General features: G+C 51.8%; 20 protein-coding genes. 5 read left to right on the top strand and 15 right to left on the bottom strand.

The annotated features are described in order from the left end of the window. Window positions 1-141: 141 nt before the first annotated feature. The gene (locus INT21_RS19360) at window positions 142-2,700 is read right to left on the bottom strand and encodes a DUF3141 domain-containing protein (protein WP_193067933.1); all 2,559 of its coding nucleotides are present in this window, start codon (window positions 2,698-2,700) and stop codon (window positions 142-144) included. Between the two features lie 228 nt (window positions 2,701-2,928). Here INT21_RS19360 and INT21_RS19355 point away from each other — a divergent pair, with 228 nt between their 5' ends. Further along, complete coding sequence (locus tag INT21_RS19355; protein ID WP_038483619.1) at window positions 2,929-3,915, top strand: LysR family transcriptional regulator; 987 nt, start codon at window positions 2,929-2,931, stop codon at window positions 3,913-3,915. A 248-nt stretch (window positions 3,916-4,163) separates the two neighbouring features. Further along, complete coding sequence (gene lipA / locus INT21_RS19350) at window positions 4,164-5,222, top strand: lipoyl synthase (protein ID WP_038483617.1); 1,059 nt, start codon at window positions 4,164-4,166, stop codon at window positions 5,220-5,222. Window positions 5,223-5,292: 70 nt separating this feature from the next. On the opposite strand, the gene lipB is transcribed toward lipA, so the two are convergent. The 11 genes from lipB to INT21_RS19295 form a co-directional block, all read right to left on the bottom strand. Continuing rightward, complete coding sequence (gene lipB, locus INT21_RS19345) at window positions 5,293-5,958, bottom strand: lipoyl(octanoyl) transferase LipB (protein WP_193067932.1); 666 nt, start codon at window positions 5,956-5,958, stop codon at window positions 5,293-5,295. Beyond that, window positions 5,955-6,266, bottom strand: a complete 312-nt coding sequence (locus INT21_RS19340) for an HP0495 family protein (RefSeq protein ID WP_089038102.1) — start codon at window positions 6,264-6,266, stop codon at window positions 5,955-5,957. The genes lipB and INT21_RS19340 overlap by 4 nt, the downstream gene beginning before the upstream one ends. Window positions 6,267-6,411: 145 nt before the next feature. Further along, window positions 6,412-7,611: a D-alanyl-D-alanine carboxypeptidase family protein gene (locus tag INT21_RS19335; RefSeq protein WP_193067931.1), complete on the bottom strand. Its 1,200-nt coding sequence runs from the start codon at window positions 7,609-7,611 to the stop codon at window positions 6,412-6,414. A 68-nt stretch (window positions 7,612-7,679) separates the two neighbouring features. After that, window positions 7,680-8,657, bottom strand: a complete 978-nt coding sequence (locus INT21_RS19330; protein ID WP_193067930.1) for a septal ring lytic transglycosylase RlpA family protein — start codon at window positions 8,655-8,657, stop codon at window positions 7,680-7,682. 2 nt (window positions 8,658-8,659) lie between these two features. Continuing rightward, entirely contained in the window at window positions 8,660-9,676 is a 1,017-nt protein-coding gene (gene mltB / locus INT21_RS19325; RefSeq protein ID WP_193067929.1) for a lytic murein transglycosylase B, read from the bottom strand. 47 nt (window positions 9,677-9,723) lie between these two features. Continuing rightward, a complete protein-coding gene (gene rodA, locus INT21_RS19320) occupies window positions 9,724-10,887 on the bottom strand; it encodes a rod shape-determining protein RodA (RefSeq protein WP_193085592.1) in 1,164 nt (387 codons plus the stop codon). Beyond that, on the bottom strand, window positions 10,887-12,794 hold the full coding sequence (gene mrdA, locus INT21_RS19315; RefSeq protein WP_193067927.1) for a penicillin-binding protein 2: 1,908 nt from the start codon (window positions 12,792-12,794) through the stop codon (window positions 10,887-10,889). The genes rodA and mrdA overlap by 1 nt, the downstream gene beginning before the upstream one ends. A gap of 35 nt (window positions 12,795-12,829) precedes the next feature. After that, a complete protein-coding gene (rlmH, locus tag INT21_RS19310) occupies window positions 12,830-13,297 on the bottom strand; it encodes a 23S rRNA (pseudouridine(1915)-N(3))-methyltransferase RlmH (RefSeq protein WP_038483601.1) in 468 nt (155 codons plus the stop codon). Then, window positions 13,294-13,680 (bottom strand): ribosome silencing factor, encoded by a 387-nt coding sequence (rsfS, locus tag INT21_RS19305; RefSeq protein ID WP_038483599.1) that lies wholly within the window; start codon window positions 13,678-13,680, stop codon window positions 13,294-13,296. The genes rlmH and rsfS overlap by 4 nt, the downstream gene beginning before the upstream one ends. 107 nt (window positions 13,681-13,787) lie before the next feature. Further along, window positions 13,788-14,447: a nicotinate-nucleotide adenylyltransferase gene (gene nadD, locus INT21_RS19300; protein WP_193067926.1), complete on the bottom strand. Its 660-nt coding sequence runs from the start codon at window positions 14,445-14,447 to the stop codon at window positions 13,788-13,790. Next, window positions 14,444-15,751 (bottom strand): glutamate-5-semialdehyde dehydrogenase, encoded by a 1,308-nt coding sequence (locus INT21_RS19295; protein WP_193067925.1) that lies wholly within the window; start codon window positions 15,749-15,751, stop codon window positions 14,444-14,446. Before INT21_RS19295 ends, nadD begins: the two co-directional genes overlap by 4 nt. A gap of 186 nt (window positions 15,752-15,937) precedes the next feature. On the opposite strand from INT21_RS19295, the gene INT21_RS19290 reads away from it, so the two are divergent. The 3 genes from INT21_RS19290 to INT21_RS19280 are packed head-to-tail and all read left to right on the top strand — an operon-like array spanning window position 15,938 to window position 19,139. Beyond that, on the top strand, window positions 15,938-16,795 hold the full coding sequence (locus INT21_RS19290) for a hypothetical protein (RefSeq protein ID WP_193067924.1): 858 nt from the start codon (window positions 15,938-15,940) through the stop codon (window positions 16,793-16,795). Next, window positions 16,788-17,720, top strand: a complete 933-nt coding sequence (locus INT21_RS19285) for a diguanylate cyclase domain-containing protein (RefSeq protein ID WP_193067923.1) — start codon at window positions 16,788-16,790, stop codon at window positions 17,718-17,720. The genes INT21_RS19290 and INT21_RS19285 overlap by 8 nt, the downstream gene beginning before the upstream one ends. Window positions 17,721-17,747: 27 nt before the next feature. Then, window positions 17,748-19,139 carry a bifunctional DedA family/phosphatase PAP2 family protein gene (locus INT21_RS19280; RefSeq protein WP_193067922.1) on the top strand — a complete coding sequence of 464 codons (1,392 nt, stop codon included), beginning with the start codon at window positions 17,748-17,750 and terminating at the stop codon, window positions 19,137-19,139. A 10-nt stretch (window positions 19,140-19,149) separates the two neighbouring features. On the opposite strand, the gene INT21_RS19275 is transcribed toward INT21_RS19280, so the two are convergent. From INT21_RS19275 to mpl, 3 genes are read right to left on the bottom strand one after another with little or no spacing between them, the layout of a single operon-like run. Then, entirely contained in the window at window positions 19,150-19,773 is a 624-nt protein-coding gene (locus tag INT21_RS19275) for a LysE family translocator (RefSeq protein WP_193059891.1), read from the bottom strand. Between the two features lie 2 nt (window positions 19,774-19,775). Continuing rightward, complete coding sequence (locus INT21_RS19270; RefSeq protein WP_193067713.1) at window positions 19,776-20,441, bottom strand: flavin prenyltransferase UbiX; 666 nt, start codon at window positions 20,439-20,441, stop codon at window positions 19,776-19,778. Next, window positions 20,438-21,823, bottom strand: a complete 1,386-nt coding sequence (gene mpl, locus INT21_RS19265) for a UDP-N-acetylmuramate:L-alanyl-gamma-D-glutamyl-meso-diaminopimelate ligase (RefSeq protein ID WP_193067712.1) — start codon at window positions 21,821-21,823, stop codon at window positions 20,438-20,440. Before mpl ends, INT21_RS19270 begins: the two co-directional genes overlap by 4 nt. Between the last annotated feature and the right edge of the window lie 68 nt (window positions 21,824-21,891).

The following is a 21,891-nucleotide window of genomic DNA, read 5'->3' as shown; positions in this document are numbered from 1 at the left end:
CGTGCAGGGGACTTTCACCCCCAAGTCATCCTGAGGCACCACCCCCAGGATAGCGCCAGTCAAGGCGCTGCGCGCCATGCCTGGCGCACACAAAAAAACGCCCCTGTATCAAAACAGGGGCGTAGACAAACGTTACAACACTTAGCGCTTGCGCGGTGGTTTCCTACGCGATGCCGCTTTTGGCTGAGGCTTGCTTGTTTCTTTAGCTGCATCTGCTGCTACATTATTAGTAGCAGGCACAGTTTCGGTAGACGCGCGTTGGGTAGCCTCCTTTTCCGCCGATACTGTCTCTGTCGACACGCTTTCAGCTTCTGTCACCACGCTTTCAGTTGGAGCGCTTGCAGCGGTTTGCGTATCAATAGCCGCCTCCTGGTCACCTGCTTGCTTAGTGTCAGTAGCGGGTGCGCTCACGGCTTTTGGCTGAGTAGCTTTTGGTTGAGCGGCTTTCGGTGGCCTTGCTTGATCAAATAGCGTCTTCACCTGTTCAAAACGCTCTGCTGCGTGCTCGGATAATTCACCGCTCGCAGCGAACACATGTTTAAGGTGCTCAATATGCCCGTCGATGTCGCTGCTGCTTTGCCCTTTTAACAGCTCGGGCAATGACGATAGCGCTCGCTCACGATCTAATTTCAGGATAAAGAACTGATCGCGCACCAAACGCTTAAATTCACTCAACGTTGAACTAGGCTCTAGCTCAGCACGGGAAGCACGTAACCGTTTGAAATTGCGCTCATCTGTTGCTGGCGCTCCGCCTAACACATAGATAACTGAGCGCATGACTGCTTCGTGAGCGCCACCCTGGGCTATTTTATTGCGCAGCTCATTTTTGCGGTTTTCAACAAAACGCTGATGCTCTGGCTCGGCTCCAGGACGACGACGATGCACATGCGCATCGCCATGCAAACCTACCGCTGCTTGCAATAGAGGCTGTCCGTAAATGTCCATAAACAGCCTTTCCGTCGTGCTATCGCGCAAATCTCGCACGGCATTGAGATTAGCGACGATTTGATCGGAGCACATCGTTTCTAGTGCTTTGAAAACATTATCTTGACCCACTTGCTGACGATTGCTGCGTACCGCTTCAGCCATCACCGGCAGCGGAACTGTCAGCGGATTACGATCAGATAGAAGCTTGTAGCCTAACCGGATAGGATGCATACGACGAATCCAGCGTGCCGCTTCTGGCGTCATCATGGCCTGCACCCAGGGTTGAACGTATAACCGATAGAAACCAAGATTGATCTCAGAAATACGTGCAACCGTTGCAAACCGACGATCATCCTCTGGGATATGCATTACATCCTGATCCAGCTCCTCAAAGTTACGCGATGTGAACTCAAGCAAATAATCACGCTCAAGCAACTCCGCATCATCTCGCTCGCTGGCATGCGAGACCGTTGTCTCATACAGTCCGGGCGGCATAACATCGATATAGTCCATGTTGGCCGTGAACTCAGCATGTTCTTTGCGCGACACACTACCGGAAACAAAAATCCCTAAGTGCCCTGTTGTGTCGTGCATGCAGTACACGATCGTCTGCTCGTTGGCGATGATATCTTCTTCGCCTTCGTATAAATCACGAATCCAACCCAGCGCCTGAGGCGGCGGCGTTATGTCGTCACCACGCGAGCAGAATACGACAACAGGTGAGCGCACATTGCGAAGATCAATACGGCGGCCATCGCGAGTCACTAGCTGAGCCGTCGAGAGACGATTACCAACAAAAAGGTTATCGACAATATATTGGATCTCTTGGCCACCTAAAACAACGTGACCGCCCCACCAGCGCTCGAACTCTAAATAGCGTTTGGATTCGGTATCGATGTTGTCATACAGATGGTACTGCTTTTTCCAGTAGGTATTGGCTGGGTTGAGACGCTCGAAGTTCTGCACTAGCCAAGCACCATCAAACAGACCGTTACCAATGTCACTCGTTAAAGCAGTAATCCAGCTTCCACCGGTCATGCCACCGGTATAGCGCATAGGCGCTTTACCGTGTTCCCCGGCCCAGTAAGAAAGCGGCGCACCGGCAATAAGAATCGGACCAAACACATCCGGCTCAAGTGCCGCAGCCATCATTATTTGCCAACCCGCCTGACAGTTCCCCACCACCATTGGTTTTTCAGCTGTTTCTGGGTGCAGAGCGATAACATGACGCAAAAACGCAATTTCCGCTTCTACCACATCCTCAACGGTTTGCCCCGGTTCAGGAAAAGGCAAAAAACCAATAAAATAGCAAGGGTGACCAGCCTTTAGAGCAACCCCAAGCTCGCTATCAGGCTTGAACCCGCCAATACCAGGGCCATGACCTGCCCTGGGGTCCACGACAACAAACGGTCGTTTCTCAGGGTCAATCTGAATATGGCTGGGGGGAAGAACTCTCAGCAGCTCATAATTGGTTGGATGGGGAAGCGTGCGTCCATCAATGAGCACCTCTGTATCAAATCCAAGCACGTTCGGCTTGGTTTGCTCCATATGCTCAAGATATTGATTTCCGCGTTCGCGCATAACATCCCAATACAGGACGCTACGCTCAATACTGTCGCGCCAATAGCCCGCTGCAGCCCGTCCGAATCCGAACGGATCTACCATGCTAGCAAAGGCCTCGCCGACCGGTAATGGAGCCATTTGATCAGACGCTCCTGGCCACAGGCTTTTCAGCGCGCTGCCAGGCAACAAAGGATGAGCGAGAAAGTTCATAAATTCTCCCATTGGGTTGATGCAAAGCATCCGTCCCGAAGCGTTGATGCTGCAATGCAATATAGTTTAGGCCACTCGCTGCATAACGTCGATGCTTACCTTTGCAAATTCATCATTGTTGTCATAAAGACGCCGCACATCATCGGTGGTAGCATTTCCAGCGTAATACTGAGAATTTTTGTTTTGTGGCACTTTCTATCTTCGGAGGGTGTATACCTAGAGGTTGTTATGTCATCCCTTACACTACTCAACCGTTTGACCTTCCGACAATTACAGGTATTCCAGGCAGTTCACCGCCAGCGCTCCTACTCGCGCGCAGCCGAGCAGCTAGGACTTACCCAACCTGCGGTTAGCGCACAAATTCGTCAGTTAGAACTCGCTCTTGGTCAGCCGCTGTTTAAATATGCCGGTAAAACTCTTCACGTGCTACCTGCCGCGGATACCCTAGCGCTCTCCACACGCGAGATTTTCGGACAGCTCTCTAGACTGCAAATGAATCTCTCGGAGATTAATGGCAGCATTAGCGGTGAGCTGAACATCGCGGCAGTCTCCTCAGCCCAATATGTGGTGCCTTATTTACTGGCACGGTTTCGAGCACGCTACCCCGACGTACGCATTCGTCTAAAGGTATGCAACCGCAGTCAAGCGCTGGAAAGGCTGGCAGAACAAAAAGATGATGTCGTGATTATGGCCATGGTGCCTGAAGACGACGACCTGGTAGTCATGCCCATTCTTGAAAATGAACTCATCGCTCTCGTATGGCCAGACCACCCACTACTTCACATGGAAGCACCCACATTAGCCGACTTTGCGCGCCATTATGTATTGATGCGTGAACCAGGTTCTGGGGTACGTATCGCATTTGAGCAACTGGCTGTTGACCAAGAAGTCGGCCTTCCCCACCGCATTGAATTAGGCACTAATGAAGCCATTAAACAAGGCGTTATGGCCCATTTAGGCGTTGCCGTTTTGCCCCGTTTGGCGGTTCAACTTGAACTAGAGCAAGGGCTGCTATCCGCGCTCCCCTTACCTAACTTCCCCATTCGGCGCTCGTGGTGCACGGTGTATCGTCGCGATCATTTTCCGACACCAGTCGCTGATCTTTTTTTACGCTTTACACGGGAACACCTGCCAGATTTTCGTCGGTATTTCCAAGCCCCATCTAGCCCACTACCTAGCCACGGCGTTTCCTGCCTACCTTTACTGTCACTATAGTGGGCTATCGATTGGCTGGACTGTCTGTTTGGCGGTTCGATGAAGAGGGCTTAGTGTCTTGTTAACCAACAGATATGTTACATTAGCCTACTACCTACGTATCATTCAGAATCTTCAGGGTTTGGCATGTATTCGCGCAGGCGATCCAACTGTCAACGCCATGGCATTTAAACGCCATCGCCACAGCATATGGTTAGACGCCACGACGTTTGGGCATTGCCTGCCGCACAGTAGAGAGGCTCTTTCCTATGAGCAATAACCCCACAACGCGCGTCCCTAGCGGCGAAAAATTCCGCAATGAGCATGGCATGTCGGTCATTAAAGACGGCATGAAACAGCGTAAAACGTCGTCAGATGAGGCGTCTCCCAGTCTTGACCGTAAACCTAAATGGTTGCGCGCACAGATCCCTGGGGGCGAACGCTTCGAAGCCGTCAAAAAGAATGTCTCTACACACCGTCTTAGCACTGTTTGTGCAGAGTCGCACTGCCCTAACATGGGCGAATGCTGGAGCAATGGCACCGCCACCATCATGTTAATGGGGTCTGTATGCACACGCGCCTGCCGATTCTGTGCAGTGGATACAGGCAATCCGAAAGGCTGGCTGGATCTAGATGAGCCGGAAAACACGGCAAAATCAGTCGAGTTGATGGGGCTGCGCTACATCGTATTGACCTCCGTTGACCGAGACGATCTGGACGACGGCGGCGCTACGCACTATGCCAACTGCATTAAGGCTATCAAATCCCGCACGCCGGAAGTGGTTGTAGAAGCTCTAACACCCGATTTTGACGCTGATAAAGCCGCCATTGAGCGGGTAGTCGATTCGGGCTTGGAAGTGTTTGCACAGAACGTAGAGACGGTAGAGCGCCTAACCAGCAAAGTGCGCGACCCGCGTGCAGGTTATCGCAAAACGCTGAATGTCTTAGCGCATGCCAAACAGTATCGACCAGACATAATTACCAAAACAAGTTTGATGCTTGGATTAGGTGAGACAGACGAAGAGATTCTTAAAACCTTTGATGACCTGAGAGAGATTGGCGTTGATATTGTGACGCTTGGGCAATATTTGCGCCCAACCAAAAACCACCTAGCCGTAGAGCGCTGGGTCACCCCAGAAGAGTTTGATCGCTATCGCGTGCTTGGCCTTGAAAAAGGCTTTATGGAAGTGCCGTCCGGGCCGCTGGTTCGCTCTAGCTATCGCGCTGACCGTGTTTTTGAGAAAAACAATCTTGGTCTCGCGTCGCCTGCTGCGGTTCCTGGTCATGAGCCTGACGCTAACCGCATTCCTGCGTTTAACGTCGGATAAATCGTCTAGGCTAGCTGCACGCAATTGGCACAACTAAATCAGTTCCAACAGTGCCTTGCGTGCAGATCGCTCATGATTGGGTAAAAGATACATCCACCAACTGACGATCCAACCGCTGAGCTAATGCAGACGCCAGTTGCCCCCCCACCTGATGAGCGACAGGCAGCGCCACTAAATCAGTCAATCGCGTTACCTGCATCCCTGCATAGCCACAGGGATTGATGCGCCCGAAGGGAGATAAGTCACCGTCTACGTTTAGCGCAACCCCGTGATAGCTTGCGCCCCGCCGAATTCGTAACCCTAGCGAGGCAATTTTCGCCTCACCCTGTTGCGTATCCACATAAACGCCAGGTGCATCTGGCTTCGACCAGGCAGGAACGCCATAGAGCGCAAGTACGTCAATCACTGAATTTTCTAGCGCAGTCACTAGCTCACGAACACCAACTTTGCCACGGCGAACGTCCAGCAATGGATATAAGACAATTTGGCCTGGGCCATGGTAGGTTACCTGCCCCCCACGATCCGTTTTCACGACAGGGATATCACCTGGCATTAACACATGCTCTGGCTTACCCGCTTGGCCCTGAGTAAAAACGGGGTCGTGCTCAACTAGCCAGAATTGATCAGGCGTTGTCTCGTCCCGCGTGTCGGTGAGTTCGCGCATCGCGCTCCACACAGGCAAGTAGGCACGATGGCCAAGCTGATGCAGCTCAATAGGTTGACTAGCCAAGGTCATACCACCATGTGTACGCGACCTGTCGCCTTCAGATCATCGAACAGCTGGCGTAATTGCTGTTCGCCAGTGGCCACAATAGTGACACGCACAGATTGAAAACGGCCGTTACGGCTGTCGACGACTTGAAGTGACGTCTCATCAAAATCTGGGGAATGTTTAACAATCACTTGGCACACGCAGGCTGGAAAATCCTCAGCGGCATCGCCAACCACTTTTAATGAGTAATCACAGGGAAAAGTGATTTTAGGTGGCTCGTTTACTTCAGGCTGACGTAAATCTCTTAGCCCATTTTTCGCGCCTTTTTTCATAGCTCGCCTTTACACGGGAATATATAGATACTTCTGTTCAGGGTACGAGTGCAGTACAGCCTTATAAGATTAGTAACTTAAGCGCAAAATACTAAAAATTCTGCGCTTAAGCCCACTCGCTGCTACTAAGCGGTGAAATTACTAATTAATCGATGAAGTTACTGATCAAACCACTGAAGAAACGCCTTACTTGGTCAAATAGGCGCTTGAACAAGCCACCCTCTTCAACATTTTCTAGCGCCACTAGCTGGCGTTCACCGACCATTTCCTCGCCTAAATATACTTCTAGCGTACCGACATCATCACCCACGGCAATCGGCGCTTGAAGATCGCTATCCAGGTTCAAGCGAGCACGCAACTCTTCATTACGGTTGCGCGGAAGTGTCATAAACACTTCATCATCAACGCCCACACGCAGTTCATTATTATCACCACCCCATACCCGTGGCGTTGCAAGCACTGCACCACGCTCATAGAGCTTCATCGTTTCATAGAAGCGGAAGCCATAGCTGAGTAGCTTTTGCGTTTCCTGCGCTCTTGCCTCTTCTGAATTAGTGCCCATCACAACTGAAATTAGTCGCATGCCATCACGCTCGGCCGAAGAGACAAGACAGTAGCCCGCCTCCGTTGTCCAACCGGTTTTCAAACCATCGACACTCGGGTCGCGCCATAGCAAGCGGTTACGGTTTGGCTGGTCGATGCCACCAAACGCGAAGTTGCGCTGAGAGTAAATAGTATAGTGCTCAGGGTAGTCGTTAATAATATGCTGTGACAACAACGCCATATCGTGAGCGGTGGAGTAGTGATTATCGCCAGGAAGACCTGTCGGATTTTGGAAATTAGTATTGTGCATTCCTAAGCGCGTAGCATGCTGATTCATCAAATCGGCAAATGGCGCTTCGCCACCCGCTAGATGCTCAGCCATCGCCACGCTAGCATCATTACCCGATACAATAATAATGCCATGCAGCAGATTATCGACCGAGACTTGATCGCCTACCTCGATGAACATCTTGGAGCCACCGGTACGCCAAGCTTTCTCACTGATATTAACCATATCAGTCAAGCTAATTGTGCCGCGATCTAACTCACGCTCGACCAAATAAGCGGTCATGAGTTTGGTCAGGCTAGCTGGCGGTAAGCGTTCATCAGAATTATGCTCAGCAAGAATACGACCGCTGTTGGCATCCATCAGAATCCATGAGCTCGCCGCTAGCTGAGGAGCGGAGGGAATAATCGTTTGCGGCTGAGGTATCACCTGAGCCACGGCCGGTGAAGACACCACGGCAAAAACCGCAAACAAACAGAGCCCAGCGGTACGGCGAATAGACATCAATACATTCATCTCTTACTTCTCACAACAAAGAAAAAACGTCAACGAAGCACGTTATTTTAGCTAATAAATGGGGTGAACTATCTCACGATAAACACTTGTGGGAAGCCCGCCCGACGGAGTACTTCACGTGCTTGGGTTTCCTGATTAGGGCTCACTGGCCCAACTTGCACACGATGCACGTCAGCATCACTCATCACCCGTACGTTATGCGGGAGTTCACTGACCAGACGTTGCTGCAGCTGCTGGGCTCCTTCTTCACTGCCTAATGCCGCAATTTGTAGATAAATAGCGTCGTCCGCTGCCACTGGCTGCTGAACAGCAGCATCTCGAACAGACCGTTCATTCACAGTAGAAGATGCCGAAGACACCTCATCAACTGGCTGGCTACTTCTACCTTGCTGAGCCAGCCATTGCTCAGGCTCGATAGCCTCAACCCGGACGGCGCCAGTGCCATTATCTAAAAAGCCTAGCCGTGCAGCCGCTGCATAGGAAAGATCTATTTCACGGTCGCTATGAAAAGGCCCCCTATCATTGACGCGCACGATAACAGATTGACCGCTGTCTAAGCTGGTGACACGGGCAAAGGTTGGCAGTGGCAACGAACGGTGAGCCGCAGACATTTTATACATGTCATAAATCTCTCCGTTTGATGTGGCATAGCCATGAAACTTTTCACCGTACCAAGAGGCCGTCCCTTGCTTCACGTAGCCCGCCGCATCCGGCAGCACATGATAGGTTTCCCCCCACACTTCATAAGTGGAGCGATTACCGGAACGCGATGGCGGCTCTATGCGAGGCTCAGCGTTTGGCACCTTGCTCACATCCGGCGGCTCTAACGGATAGGCGTCGCCCGTCATTGCATAGCGCTCCCCGGACGACGATGCACCGCCACTACTTGCTCCACTGCTCGGCGCACCGCTCGTACTTTCAGCAGGCTTACTAGCGGGCTGATTAGCGCTATTTTGTTGAGCTTCATGGCTGGCACAGCCGCTAACCAACGCCATGATGATCACCGCACCACCTATGCCACGAGCCTCAGACAGCACTGTTCTCATAGTTAGCCCTCAACCTGCCGTGCAATCGCCTCTGATAGTTCTGCCACCGCCATTGCATAGAGATGGCTGTGGTTATAGCGGGTAATAACGTAAAAGTTATATTCCCCCAAGCGATATTGGATACTATCATCGGTAAGCTCGAGCCTTAAAGGCACCACAAGCAACTCTGGATCAAGCGCACTCTGTGGCTCAATGCCAGCTTCAATCGCCTCAGATACAGTCACATCAGGCTTACTGGTTTGGTTAATAGAAAGCGTTTCAGGCGCTGAATCAGGGCCATCGGCCTCATGATAAATTGCCCCATCACGCTGCCAACCATGTACAGCAAAGTAGTTCGCCACGCTGCCAATGGCATCGACCGGATTCTCCCATAAATCTCGTTTACCATCACCGTCAAAATCGACGGCATAGGCTTGATAACTCGTAGGAATAAACTGGGGGTACCCCATTGCGCCGGCATACGAACCATACAGCTCGTCAACCTCAACGCCTTGCTCATGAGCGATTTTCAAAAAAGCCGCCAGTTCGCCGCGGAAAAAGCTACCACGGACAGGATGGTTGAAGGCTAATGTTGCCAATGAGTCTAATACAAGGTGGCGCCCTTTATGCTTACCGTAATAGGTTTCAACACCAATAATGGCAGCAATGATCTCGGGTGGGACACCATATACGTCCTCAGCCCGAGCAAACGCATCCTCATACTCACTGATGAACTCGGCTCCCTCCTCAATACGTTGCTGAGTTAAGAATATATCTCGATACTCATACCAACGTAAGCGACGTTCAGCCGCACCTTCCATCGCGTCCAACACAGATTGACTAAAGCTGGCTTGATTCAGGGCATCTGTTAGCCATTGCCGAGGAATTCCTTGTTCTGCTAACTCATCAACTAGCTGTTGAGTACCTTCGTGCTGCTGCGGATCAAAAGGCGACGCGTCGTCAGCCCATGCAACCGTATAAGAACACGCCAATAACATAGCTGCCATGCAGCCGCCTGCTTTATTTCGGGCCCATTTCATTAACTAACCACTCCTGTGAAAAAGCACCGCTACTTATCTATTCGATACTAGCGCGGCAACAACCGCCGATGGGCATGTATTGACATGAGAATACCGAACCCTGCCAGCAAGGTCACGCTGGAAGTCCCGCCATAGCTCACTAACGGCAGCGGTACGCCAACAACGGGCAAAATACCACTTACCATGCCGACATTGACAAACACATATATAAAAAACGTTAGGATAATACTGCCTGCAAAAAGTCGCCCGAAGGTGTCCTGAGAAGAGGTTGCCAGCCAAAGACCTCGCCCCACAATCATGACATACAGGGATAACAGTACCAGCATTCCCACTAGGCCAAACTCTTCACCTAGCACGGCAATAATAAAATCCGTATGGCGCTCAGGCAGGAATTCTAATTGAGACTGAGTACCCTCAAGCCAGCCCTTCCCCCATAAGCCACCGCTGCCTATCGCGGTTGTTGATTGAATAATATTCCAACCCGCCCCTAAGGGATCGCTATCCGGATCCAGGAACGTTAAAACCCGTTGACGCTGATAGTTGTGCATATTCATCCATAGAACAGGTAGCCCTGCTGCAATTAAGGCACCAACTAAACCAATTAGGCGCCAGGATAAACCTGCCAAAAGCACAACAATAACCGCCGCGCTGGCCACTAAAAGCGACGTTCCAAGATCCGGTTGAATAGCTGTAAGCACCACCGGCAAGCCAATTATCACCGCGCATATAAAAATATGCTTGAAACGTGGCGGTAATTGGCAACGATTCAGATAGGCAGCCACCATCAGTGGCACCGCTAATTTCATCATTTCAGATGGTTGAAATCGAATAACACCCGGTATCTCAAGCCACCGCTTTGCCCCCATCCCCACATCACCCGCTATTTCAACTGCCAACAACATAGCTAGACCCAAGCCGTAAGCTAAGGGAGCCCAGCGCAGAAACGTGGAAGGCGATAATTGAGCAATAACCACCATAACAGCGATGGCGACACCAAAACGTATCGCTTGCGCAATCACGGTATCAATACGCTGCCCGGAAGCGCTATAAAGCACTAATAGCCCACCCCCCATCAGCAACAGCAGCAAACCTAACAGCCACGGGTCAAGGTGAATCCGCTCCCAGATGCTTTTGCGCCGAGCAATACCGCTATCGGGAGGGCGTACTGGATAACGACGCAGCGGGCGAGAGAGGGTTTGCCATGACCTCATTAGTTGCCCTCCACGTTGGCAGTATCTTCTTCCAGTACTTCTTTAACTTCTTCAACGTCTGGTGCGTCGTCTCTTAATATCCATGCATCGGTCATCGCACGCGCCAAATGAGCGGCATGCGTACTCCCGCCCCCAGCATTTTCAACAATGACTGAGACCGCAATTTGTGGGTCGTCAAGTGGCGCAAACGCCATAAAAAGAGCGTGATCACGTAAGCGCTCCTCAAGTTCTGCGGCGTTGTAACGCTGATCTTGCCCAAGCGAGAACACTTGGGCAGTGCCTGATTTACCCCCCATACGATACTCTAGCCCCACCCCTGTGCGGCGTGCCGTGCCTTCTCTCCCGCTGATTACTTTTTCCATGCCGCTGAAAACACGGTCCCACCAGCTGTCATTATCCAACTGAATATCGGGCAGCGTATCCGGCAAATCCAGCGCTAAGGGCTCGTCACCTATTGCTAACGCAAGACGTGGCTTTATCCAATGACCGCGATTAGCCAATGTAGCCGTTGCACTCGCCAGTTGTAACGGAGTTACTTGCCAGTAACCCTGCCCGATTCCCACAGAGAGTGTTTCACCGGGATACCAAGGCTGATTAAAACGCGCCCGCTTCCAGTCACGAGACGGCATCAGGCCGGTGCTTTCGCCTTGCACGTCATGAGCAACACGTTGGCCAAAGCCAAAATTGGTCATTTGTTCATGCAGATTATCGATACCCAGATCATGGGCTAGGGTGTAATAATAAGTATTGTTTGAAACGGCAATAGACCGCTCCATATCTACCCGGCCATGCCCCCAGCGCAGCCAGTTGCGATAGCGGCGAGAGTCGTTGGGCAACTGATAAAAACCAGGATCATTAATCGTGCTATCGGGAGTGATAACACCCTCGACTAGCCCCGCAAGCGCCAAAAAAGGTTTAATGGTTGAACCTGGCGGATAATGGCCACGAATTGCTCGATTAAACAGCGGGAGGTCGATATTTTCCTGCAAGCCGCGATAAGAAGCGACATCAATTCCCGTCACAAACTGATTACTATCAAAGCCAGGCGTCGATACCATGGCGAGGATTTCACCCGTCCCAGGAACGATCGCGACGATAGATCCACGCCGACCATCTAACAGCTCGTAAGCCAGCATTTGCATTGACTTATCAAGCGTTAAAGTAAGGTTTTCCCCAGGTACCGGATCAGTACGGCCAAGCTCTCTAAGTACACGCCCACGCGCATTCGTTTCAACTTTACGCAGCCCCGCCTGCCCGTGCAGCTCCGTCTCGTAAAAACGCTCAATCCCCGTTTTACCAATAAAGTGTGTTCCCGCATATCGCCCAGCATCTATGGTTTGCATCTCTTCTGCGTTGATGCGCCCTACGTAGCCCAGCGAATGGGCCATCATTTCGGCATCAGGATAATAACGGAGCAGTTGCGCCTCTACTTCTACCCCAGGTAGACGATGTCGATTCACCGCTAACCGTGCGATTTGGTCTTCGCTCAAATCACTCATTAAAAGCGCAGGCTGAAACGGGCGTTGGCGTTGCCGGGAACGGACATTGAACGCTTCAATATCATCTTCGGGCAAGTCTAGAAGCTCAACTAACAGCGCCAGCGTTTCATCTAAATCATCAACGCGTTCGCGCACCAACGTGAGGTTATAGGTAGGGCGATTTTCGGCAAGGAGGACGCCATTGCGGTCATAAATCAACCCCCGATTGGGGGGCAGCGGTTCGACACGGACACGGTTTTTTTCGGAGCGAGTACTGTATAAATCGTGCTGAACGATCTGCAAATATGCTAATCGTCCAGTCAGCAATCCCGTCAAAACAACCACCACTAAGACGGCAAGTAGCGCCCTGACACGAAAAATACGCAATTCTTGCTCAGGGTTTTTAAGCGTGTCATGGCGCTTAGGCATGGGTAACGATGACTCTCAAATCAGACAAAAAGCAATTATCGATGATAGGGATGACCTACTAGCAGGGTCCACGCCCGGTAAAGTTGCTCAGCCAGCATTATACGAACCAGTGGGTGAGGCAACGTGAGAGGCGATAAAGACCATGCTTTATCGGCCATTGCTGAAAGGGATGGCTCTAAGCCATCAGGTCCTCCCACCAACAACACAATATCTTTGCCCAACATGCGCCAAGCGTCGGCCTCGTCAGCAAGTTGCTCGGTACTCCAGGTTTTACCCTTAACCTCAAGTGCCACGATATACTCGTCGCCACGAAGCTTGTCACGTATACGCTGAGCCTCTTGCGCACGTGCTTTGGCTATATCAGCATTTTTGCCACGCTGACCCAGTGGAATCTCTTCAATTTCAAGCGAGAAGTCTCGAGGCAGCCGTTTGCGGTAGGTCTCAATGCCCTCCTCAACCCACGCAGGCATTTTGGTGCCCACCGCTAACAGCCGGATCTTCATGACATCGTGGCTCGCTCTTCAAACCGTTTGAGCGACTCACTAATAGCCCCAGCATCATTGGGTAGGTCTGCCCATAAGCGCTCAAGATCATAGAGGGCTCTCGCTTCAGGCAACATAATATGGACAACCACATCGCCTAAATCGACCAATACCCAGTCAGCATTATCGCCACCTTCAACACCTCGGGGCGCAAGGCCTGACGCTTTGGCCTTTTCCACAACATTTTGCGCTAAGGCAGCCACGTGACGAGTAGAGGTACCACTGGCGATCAGCATCAAATCAGTAACTTCAGTCAGTTTGGAAACATCTAACTGCGTAATATCTCGTGCTTTAAGTTCTTCTAGGGCATCAACCGCTAGATTTTTAAGTGTATCGATGTGCATGGCTCCTAAAGGCAACCCCTTGTTGTCGCAAGCTCAGCAAAAGCAAGCTCAGTGATATTCAGTCAATAAGCCGGACATTGTAACGGCTTCTTTCCTGACTGCCAGCGCTATTCACCAGAATGATAGAAACCGTGCCGCAGAATGGCTTCCTCGACGGCCTCAGGCAGTAGATAACGAACGCTTTTGCCCTTTTCTAAACGCTCTCTTATATAAGTAGCTGAAATCGCCATCATGGAGGGCAAGGCCAGCGTCAGAACATTACCATTAGGGCTTCGCATCAGTTCATCTACACTATCGACTTCACGATTACCCACCAGTTCCCTTAATTCCTCAGGCCAACGCGCGTTATAGCCAGGTCGAGCGATCACAACGAGATGTGCTAAAGAGAATATCTGACTAGCTTTGTGCCATTTGGCTAACCGCAGAAAAGCATCGAACCCAATGATCATCACTAGACACGCGCTATCGCCATACGCTTGCCGCAATTCAGCAAGCGTATCCACACTATAAGAAGGCCCTTCGCGGCGTAGTTCTCGATCATCAGCCATCACACCTGGTGTGTCGCTAATGCCTAGCCTTAACAACTCAAAACGCTGTTCCGGCGACACCTGAGGCGTATCACGCAGAGGCGGCTGAGGTGCGGGAATCATGTGCAAACGATCAAGCCCAAGGGCTTCACGAACCTCAACGGCGCTTCGCAAATGCCCCAGATGCACAGGATCAAATGTGCCCCCCAGCATGCCTATTCGCATGGGTGTTGAACTCATTGCCTGATTTGCCCATCACCAAAGACCACATATTTCTGCGTTGTAAGCCCTTCTAATCCAACCGGCCCTCGCGCATGCAGCTTATCAGTTGAGATACCAATTTCTGCGCCCAGTCCATACTCAAAGCCATCAGCAAAGCGCGTAGAGGCATTTACGATGACTGAGCTTGAGTCGACCTCTGCCATGAAGCGTCTCGCGAGACTGATGTCTTGAGTCACAATGGCATCGGTATGATGGGAGCCATATTGCTCGATATGCTGAATCGCCTCATCCATTCCATCGACGACTTTAATCGCTAAAATCGGCGCAAGGTACTCAGCGCCCCAGTCTTCTTCAGTGGCCAACGCTGCTTGGGGCAGCAATGCTCGTGTACGCTCGCAGCCACGTAGCTCTACATGGTGCTCGGCGTAGGCACGAGCCAACTCTGGCAGCACGAGATCGGCAATCGGTGCATCCACCAGCAGCGTTTCCATCGTATTGCAGGTGCCATAGCGATGCGTTTTGGCGTTTACCGCGATGGCCAACGCTTTAGCGGGATCTGCCGTAGTGTCGATGTAAACGTGACAAACCCCGTCGAGGTGTTTAATGACCGGCACCGTTGCTTCGCGGGAAATGCGCTCGATCAGAGACTTACCACCTCTTGGAATAATGACGTCGACGTACTCGGGCATGCTAATCATCGCACCCACTGCAGCGCGATCGGTGGTGGCAACAATCTGGACGGATTCAGCTGGCAAGCCAACATCGGCTAGCCCCTCCTGGATACAACTGCTAATCGCCGCATTTGACGCACTGGCCTCAGAACCGCCGCGTAGCAAGCAAGCATTACCCGATTTTAAGCACAGGCTTGCTGCCTCAAGGGTAACGTTCGGGCGAGATTCATAAATAATGCCAATAACCCCTAGCGGCACGCGCATTTTGCCAACTTGAATTCCGCTTGGGCGATAGCGCATATCGTCAATTTCGCCAACGGGATCTGGCAGCGCAGCCACTTGGTGAAGGCCTTCGACCATGGCATCAATTCGCGCATCATTAAGCGCCAGACGATCAAGCAGTGCAGCGTCTAGGCCAGTTTCTTTGCCACGCTGCAAATCAAGCGCATTAGCTTCCAGTATTAACTGTCTAGAGGCTGTCAGGCGCGACGCCATTGCCTCGATCGCACGATTTTTCAATCCCGTATCAGCACGACGTAGCTCTCGAGCAGCTGCCCTAGCGCCTTGACCGAGCACCTGGATATAAGCGGGCACATTCCCCGCAGCTAATTGCTGTAGGGCTATGTTTTGGCGTGCGTTTGAACCGCTCATACTTTCTCCCTGTCTTATTGCGTATGCAAGGCAAGTTGCATTCTATGGTAGTGGTACTAGGTGTTTGGCAGTATGTTACGCCATTAGGGCGTTATACTGACGCTGTTAATGAATACATATTGACGCCCACGCCTAGTCAAAGTGCTCCATGGGCAATCTTGAATTAAAGGTGAATAGTAAGCCACCATGCAAAACAAGTACAAAATACGCCTGCTAAGAGCCAACTTGTTCGCAGCGGCGTTAGCATTAGCGTCCTGGACATATATGGCGCAGCCAGCGGCTGCGCTAGTACTTTGGTTGTCTGTAGGCTGGCTTTTTGTTACTGCGCTATTGCTCGACTTTAGCCATCGTCGTTCTAAAGGCCTACCTTGGCAAGTACTCACGGGGGCGCTACTACTGGGACTTATTACCGTGGCTCCAGAGCGCCATAGCTTTTTAATATGGGCTTGGGCGGCAATGTTTATGCTGCCTCAGAAACGCTGGGTGGCCGTGTTCAATACGTGCGCCGCGTTGATGAGCTGGTCATTAATCGCCCCTCTTCTTAGCTTACCCGAAGCGCTGCTACTGTTGGCGGCATTGATCACACTAGGCGTGCTGTCCAGCGCAAAAGCGTGCCAGTTAATCGATATTAACGGCTCCATTCGCAAACGCCTTCGGCTAATCCCCGGGTTAAATCTATGGCCTAGCGGGCAGCTGCTGAGAGACCTCAGCCGCGAACAAACCCGTTCTGAACGTGAAGCCATCTATGCAGAGTTATTAATTATCCAAGTAAAACGCCATCAGCTTTGGTCGTCGGGGCAAAAATTATGCAGCCTCATATACAGCTTCGAACACGTTTATCGCTTAAATAATCAGACACTTGCCGCCTTGATGTTGTCGCATAACCCAAAGGAAGCCGCCCAACGCCGCAAGCTTCTCTGCGCAGGCCTCCCAGAAACACAGCACTCCCACCACCTACCACTAATGGATATAGAGCTATCGGGTCTATCCGTCGAGGCGCTAGTCCAGCTCCCGCCTCAACAACGGGAAGGTAACGATGATTGACCAACTGCGGCACAGACACCTGATGACTTTTGCCTACAGTGCGAGTGTGATCCTAGTAGCAGGGTACACATTCTGGCTTTATGGCATGGGCAATTATCACGACCTTTTAGTGCCAATGTTTGTGACACTGCTGCTACTTACTGCGTTGTTAATGCACCACAGCCAGGCGTTAAACCCTGTTATTCCCCGCGCTATTTTGCTGGGTAGCAGTTATGTCATTACCCTGGCCACTTTCTACAATTATCCTAGCATTTCGACAATTTGGATCGGACTGCCCACGGCCGCTGCATTTTTTTTATTACCGCTATCGAGCGCTTTCTTACTAACGGTATTTTCCAGCCCCCTGTGGTGGATACTAACCCGTCACAGCGATGCATCCTCAGAGACAGTTATTGCTTATACCGCTCTCATTCTGCTGATGGCCTTACCACCATGGGAGCACGCACGACAGAGAGCATTATTAAGGGCGACAGATCCAAACGACAATGATTGCAATGCTTACCATATTGATACGCTAAAAGAGCGGCTTCACAATGAGTTTCTGCGCGCTGCAATGCTCAACAAGCGCTTAGCAGTCTTAGTGATGCATTTACCCCAACTTGATATGGCGGAAGAGCAATTTGGTTCACGCGCAAAAACGGCGCTGCTGGGTGCGCTCTGTAACGAAGTCAATAGCCGTTGCCGCGACCACGATCTGTTAGGCCGGGCAGGCAACGCCACGTTCTGGTTAGTACTGCCCGACACAAGTGAGAGCGGTGCTATGTTGGTGCGCGAGCGGCTTCAACGCGCACTATCACAACGTGTTCTAGTAGAAACGGGGCAGTTAGAAACCCGTATTGCTGTTTGCCTACCATGCCGAAATGAGAGCTTTGAACGCTACATAAATCGCCTGGAAGCTCGTGCAAACGCATTATCTATCGCCTAATGCGGATTAAATGGAGCAGTATTTTTCATGGCTGATACGCTTTTTGCCCTGTCACTCTCGCCAGCCATGTTACTCCTGATGGTTACACTGATTTCGCTGCTTGAATCCCTTGCGTTGGTTGGCTTATTGGTCCCTGGTGTTGTATTGATTACCGCCGCTTCGTCCGTGGCGGGACATGAAGCCATTGCCCTGCCATGGCTAATCTGTGCTGCGTTAATAGGCGCCATTCTGGGGGATAGCATTAGCTACCTGCTCGGCTACCACCATCGTGAACAGGTCACTAACCGCTGGCCTTTATCCATGCACCCAGAATGGCTTGAACGCGGCGTACGTTTTTTTAACCGTTATGGTATCCATTCAGTATTTATTGGTCGGTTTGTAGGTCCAGTCCGCCCCATTATTCCGCTTATTGCAGGTATGATGCGGATGCCAAAGCGCACTTTTTTGTGGGCCAATATCACCTCCGCAGCCCTGTGGGCTCCCGCTTATGTGTTGCCTGGCTACTTACTAGGAAGAACCTGGCAACAGCACCTCAACCTCCCCCCAAATATAGAAACGGCAATCATTACATTAAGCGCCTGTATCGTCGTGCTTGCAGTGATTTTTTCCTGGGGAAGAGCCCAAGTTGGACGCCACGGTTTCATCTACTTGGCAACAGCACGTCTTATTCGCCGCATCCCCTTTATGCGTCGGTCGTGGCTCTCAATGAGCCTTAATGATGAAGTGCCGCTAGCCTCGTTACTGCTGTTTTTGATCACGTTGGCCAGTGTCTCCGCCTGGACTCTGCTAGTAATCAATCACCAAGGCCCGCTGGCGATAGACCTACAAGCACAGCGACTGTTTAACTGGTTAACCAATGAACCACTTCAATTAATCAGCGTAGCCTTAGCTAAAACAGGGGATGCACTTGGGGTTAGCGCACTACTTTTGCCATTGGCCGTTTGGCTGATCCACCATAAACGCATCGATGCTCTCTGCCATTGGGTCTTTGCCATCGGTGGCGTTGCGCTGCTCAATACAATAGGAAAAATGGTTTTTGAGCGTACTCGACCAGCAACACCAGAGCACTTAATTGGCTCATTTTCATACCCAAGTGCACACACCTCCACAACGGTTGTTATTGTAGGGCTAGCAGCGGCTTTTATTGCGGCAGAATTGCACCGCAAACAACGCGTTTGGGTTTATTGGCTGGCCATTATCTTAGCAACACCCATGGCGTTATCGCGCTTGATATTAGGCGTTCATTGGCTAAGTGATCTCATCGGCGGCGCCCTCTTGGGCTTGCTGGTATGCGCCCTCATTCGGCTGAATTGGCAGCGACGCGTTAGAGCTCCTTTACCTCATTGCCCATGGGGCAGGCTAATGGCATCCACCATCGCGTTGGTAGTCCTGCGGATTATCCTGATACCACCTGTCTAACCATTCGCTGCTATCCCAGGGCCAGCCAGATTCCCACGCCTATCATTAATGTCCCGGCAATGCGATTAAGCAACCTTACATTGCCACTTTTGCCCAGCACATTACGCAGCGTTTTTCCCCCTGTTGCGTAGACCAGCATGCTGGCAAACTCGATCACTAGAATAACCGCAATCAGCAGGGTTAACTGAGGCGCAAGTGGCCGACTGCCATCTAAAAACGGCGGCAACAGCACCATGAAAAAAGCCCAGCCTTTAGGGTTGGCCACTGCCGTGACTAATCCCTGAGTGGCCAACTGCACACGTCCTGCAGCAGGCCCGGCATTCAGTTCGGCAGGAATAGCCATACGCCCTCTAGAGCGCCACATCATAATGCCCAAATAAGCTAAGTAAGCGCCGCCTACCCACTTAAACGCAATGAACAGCTCTGGCTGACGTAGCATTAACGCGGCCACACCAGCACCTGCAGCGGCGGCCACAATACCAACACCCACTAACTCGCCTATCATCATCCACAGCGTTCGCTTCACTCCCTGGGTCATGCCCAGCACCATGGCCAGCGTCATACACATCCCCGGCGTTAGTGAAACGAACAAAAAAGTGGGTACAAACACTGACAGCGTCGCCCATGACATCATCATTACTCTTCCGTGTTGTTTACTTCGTTATCTGTATCGCTCGACGTGGTTTCATGCTCCTCTCCCCAACGCGGTACCAGGCGGTGGGCAATACCTAACTGGTTGAGTATCCGGGCAACCACAAAGTCGATCAAATCTTCTATCCGTTCTGGGCGATGATAAAAGCCGGGGGCCGCAGGCAAAATCACGACACCCAGGCGGCTTAGCGCCAGCATGTGCTCCAAATGAATAGGGGAAAATGGACTTTCACGCGGCACGATGACTAATGTCCGCCGCTCTTTGATGGCAACGTCAGCAGCACGCTCAATTAAGTTATTGCTCGCGCCAGTTGCGACGGCAGACAACGTACCTGTAGAGCAGGGGCAAATTACCATCGCAGAGGGAGCACCGGACCCCGATGCCACGGGCGCCATCCAGTCTTCACGCCCAAAACAGCGGATTTGACCGGGCTTGGCACCACTCTGCTCAGTAAGCGCCTCTACTAAGCGTTTTGGCTGAGCGGGTAACGACACATCCGTCTCAGTGGCAATAACCATGTGTGCCGCTTTGGAGATCATTACCCACACCTCATGCCCTGAGGCCACCAGTACGTCGATCAAGCGCAGGCCATATTGCGCCCCTGAAGCACCTGTCAGCGCCACCGTCACCGGAGGTTTAAAGTCTGTCACTCAGTTTGCTCCTTGGCAGACAACGCACTCAATAGACGCTGGTGAACGCCCTCGAAACCGCCGTTAGACATCACAACGATACGGTCGAGTGGTGACGCGTGGGCAACAACCGCCTTAACAAGTGCATCGATATCGCTATATAGCTCAGCGCGTTCGCCTTGTTCAGCCACTAACGCCTCCATTGACCAGTCAAGCCCTACTGGTTGAAACCAGAACACTGCATCCGCATCGGCAACGCTCTCGTTTAGTCGAGCACGTAGAGCGCCTAAACGCATGGTGTTGGAGCGCGGCTCAATCACTGCGAGCAGCCGCCCTTTGGTGGTGGCTGCGCGCAGCCCTTTTAACGTCGCTGCAATCGCTGTTGGATGATGAGCAAAGTCATCAATGACTTGCACACCGTCCACTTCACCGATGATTTCCTGACGTCGACGGGGCGTTTTAAAACGCGCGAGAGCAGCACAAGCACGAGCGAGATTCACACCACAACGGCTCGCTGCAGCAAGTGCCGCGAGTGCATTACGCGCGTTGTGCTCACCGGTTAACGCCCACTCGACTACGCCGTCTTCTTCGCTGTTTGCCCCGATGTGGAGTACCTGAAAGCGACTACCATCCTCACGTTCCAAACGCAGTTGCCACTCGCTACTCTCTAACGTGCCGAAATGCTCGACCGACGACCATGCTCCCATTTCCAGAACACGCTCCAGCGCTGGCTGTTGATCAGCAACCAGCAAGCAACCTTGGCTCGGCACAGTTCGCACCAAATGGTGAAACTGGCGCTCAATCGCTGCAAGGTCAGGAAATATATCGGCATGATCAAACTCCAAGTTGTTCATCACCGCAATCTGGGGGCGGTAGTGAACAAACTTAGAGCGCTTATCAAAGAACGCCGTATCGTACTCGTCAGCCTCGACAATAAAGGGACTGTCGTGATGACCTAAGCGTGCCGACACGCCAAAATTACGCGGCACGCCGCCAATCAAAAACCCAGGCGTTAAGCCAGCGCTTTCCAATAGCCATGCTAAAAGGCTGGCAGTGGTGGTCTTACCGTGAGTACCAGCAACGGCAATGACTTGCCTGCCAGGCAGTACATGTTCAGCCAGCCACTGAGCGCCTGAGGTATAGGGCAAACCGCTATTTAGCAGCGCCTCGACTTCCGGATTACCCCGCGATAGCGCATTTCCTACAATGACAAGTGCAGGCTGACCAGCAAGGTTTTCGGCGCGATACCCTTCCATCAAGGTGATCCCTGCCTCTTCCAACTGGGTACTCATGGGAGGATACACATTCGTATCTGAGCCGCTCACCTGATGCCCTAACTCTCGCGCCAGCAAAGCCAGGCTCCCCATAAAAGTGCCGCAGATACCCATAATATGCAGACGCATAGGTGAAGCGCTCCTTACTTAACCAGTTAACTAAGCTGCTGAGACTAGCATGCAACGTTAACTAGCTC

Source organism: Halomonas sp. 3F2F (assembly GCF_014897805.1).
Lineage (GTDB): Bacteria > Pseudomonadota > Gammaproteobacteria > Pseudomonadales > Halomonadaceae > Vreelandella.
Note: the sequence above shows the minus strand (reverse complement) of the source record. Positions and strands in the feature narration are given on the sequence as shown.

Bases quoted from the DNA above. Each gene is read 5' to 3' on its own strand.
- INT21_RS19360 (WP_193067933.1), bottom strand. From the start codon at position 2,700: ATGAACTTTCTCGCTCATCCTTTGTTGCCTGGCAGCGCGCTGAAAAGC.
- rlmH (WP_038483601.1), bottom strand. From the start codon at position 13,297: ATGAAGATCCGGCTGTTAGCGGTGGGCACCAAAATGCCTGCGTGGGTT.
- INT21_RS19290 (WP_193067924.1), top strand. From the start codon at position 15,938: ATGCAAAACAAGTACAAAATACGCCTGCTAAGAGCCAACTTGTTCGCA.
- INT21_RS19295 (WP_193067925.1), bottom strand. From the start codon at position 15,751: ATGAGCGGTTCAAACGCACGCCAAAACATAGCCCTACAGCAATTAGCT.
- nadD (WP_193067926.1), bottom strand. From the start codon at position 14,447: ATGAGTTCAACACCCATGCGAATAGGCATGCTGGGGGGCACATTTGAT.
- INT21_RS19355 (WP_038483619.1), top strand. From the start codon at position 2,929: ATGTCATCCCTTACACTACTCAACCGTTTGACCTTCCGACAATTACAG.
- INT21_RS19340 (WP_089038102.1), bottom strand. From the start codon at position 6,266: ATGAAAAAAGGCGCGAAAAATGGGCTAAGAGATTTACGTCAGCCTGAA.
- INT21_RS19285 (WP_193067923.1), top strand. From the start codon at position 16,788: ATGATTGACCAACTGCGGCACAGACACCTGATGACTTTTGCCTACAGT.
- INT21_RS19280 (WP_193067922.1), top strand. From the start codon at position 17,748: ATGGCTGATACGCTTTTTGCCCTGTCACTCTCGCCAGCCATGTTACTC.
- INT21_RS19330 (WP_193067930.1), bottom strand. From the start codon at position 8,657: ATGAGAACAGTGCTGTCTGAGGCTCGTGGCATAGGTGGTGCGGTGATC.
- mrdA (WP_193067927.1), bottom strand. From the start codon at position 12,794: ATGCCTAAGCGCCATGACACGCTTAAAAACCCTGAGCAAGAATTGCGT.
- lipB (WP_193067932.1), bottom strand. From the start codon at position 5,958: ATGACCTTGGCTAGTCAACCTATTGAGCTGCATCAGCTTGGCCATCGT.
- INT21_RS19275 (WP_193059891.1), bottom strand. From the start codon at position 19,773: ATGATGTCATGGGCGACGCTGTCAGTGTTTGTACCCACTTTTTTGTTC.
- INT21_RS19335 (WP_193067931.1), bottom strand. From the start codon at position 7,611: ATGAATGTATTGATGTCTATTCGCCGTACCGCTGGGCTCTGTTTGTTT.
- mltB (WP_193067929.1), bottom strand. From the start codon at position 9,676: ATGAAATGGGCCCGAAATAAAGCAGGCGGCTGCATGGCAGCTATGTTA.
- rsfS (WP_038483599.1), bottom strand. From the start codon at position 13,680: ATGCACATCGATACACTTAAAAATCTAGCGGTTGATGCCCTAGAAGAA.
- lipA (WP_038483617.1), top strand. From the start codon at position 4,164: ATGAGCAATAACCCCACAACGCGCGTCCCTAGCGGCGAAAAATTCCGC.
- mpl (WP_193067712.1), bottom strand. From the start codon at position 21,823: ATGCGTCTGCATATTATGGGTATCTGCGGCACTTTTATGGGGAGCCTG.
- rodA (WP_193085592.1), bottom strand. From the start codon at position 10,887: ATGAGGTCATGGCAAACCCTCTCTCGCCCGCTGCGTCGTTATCCAGTA.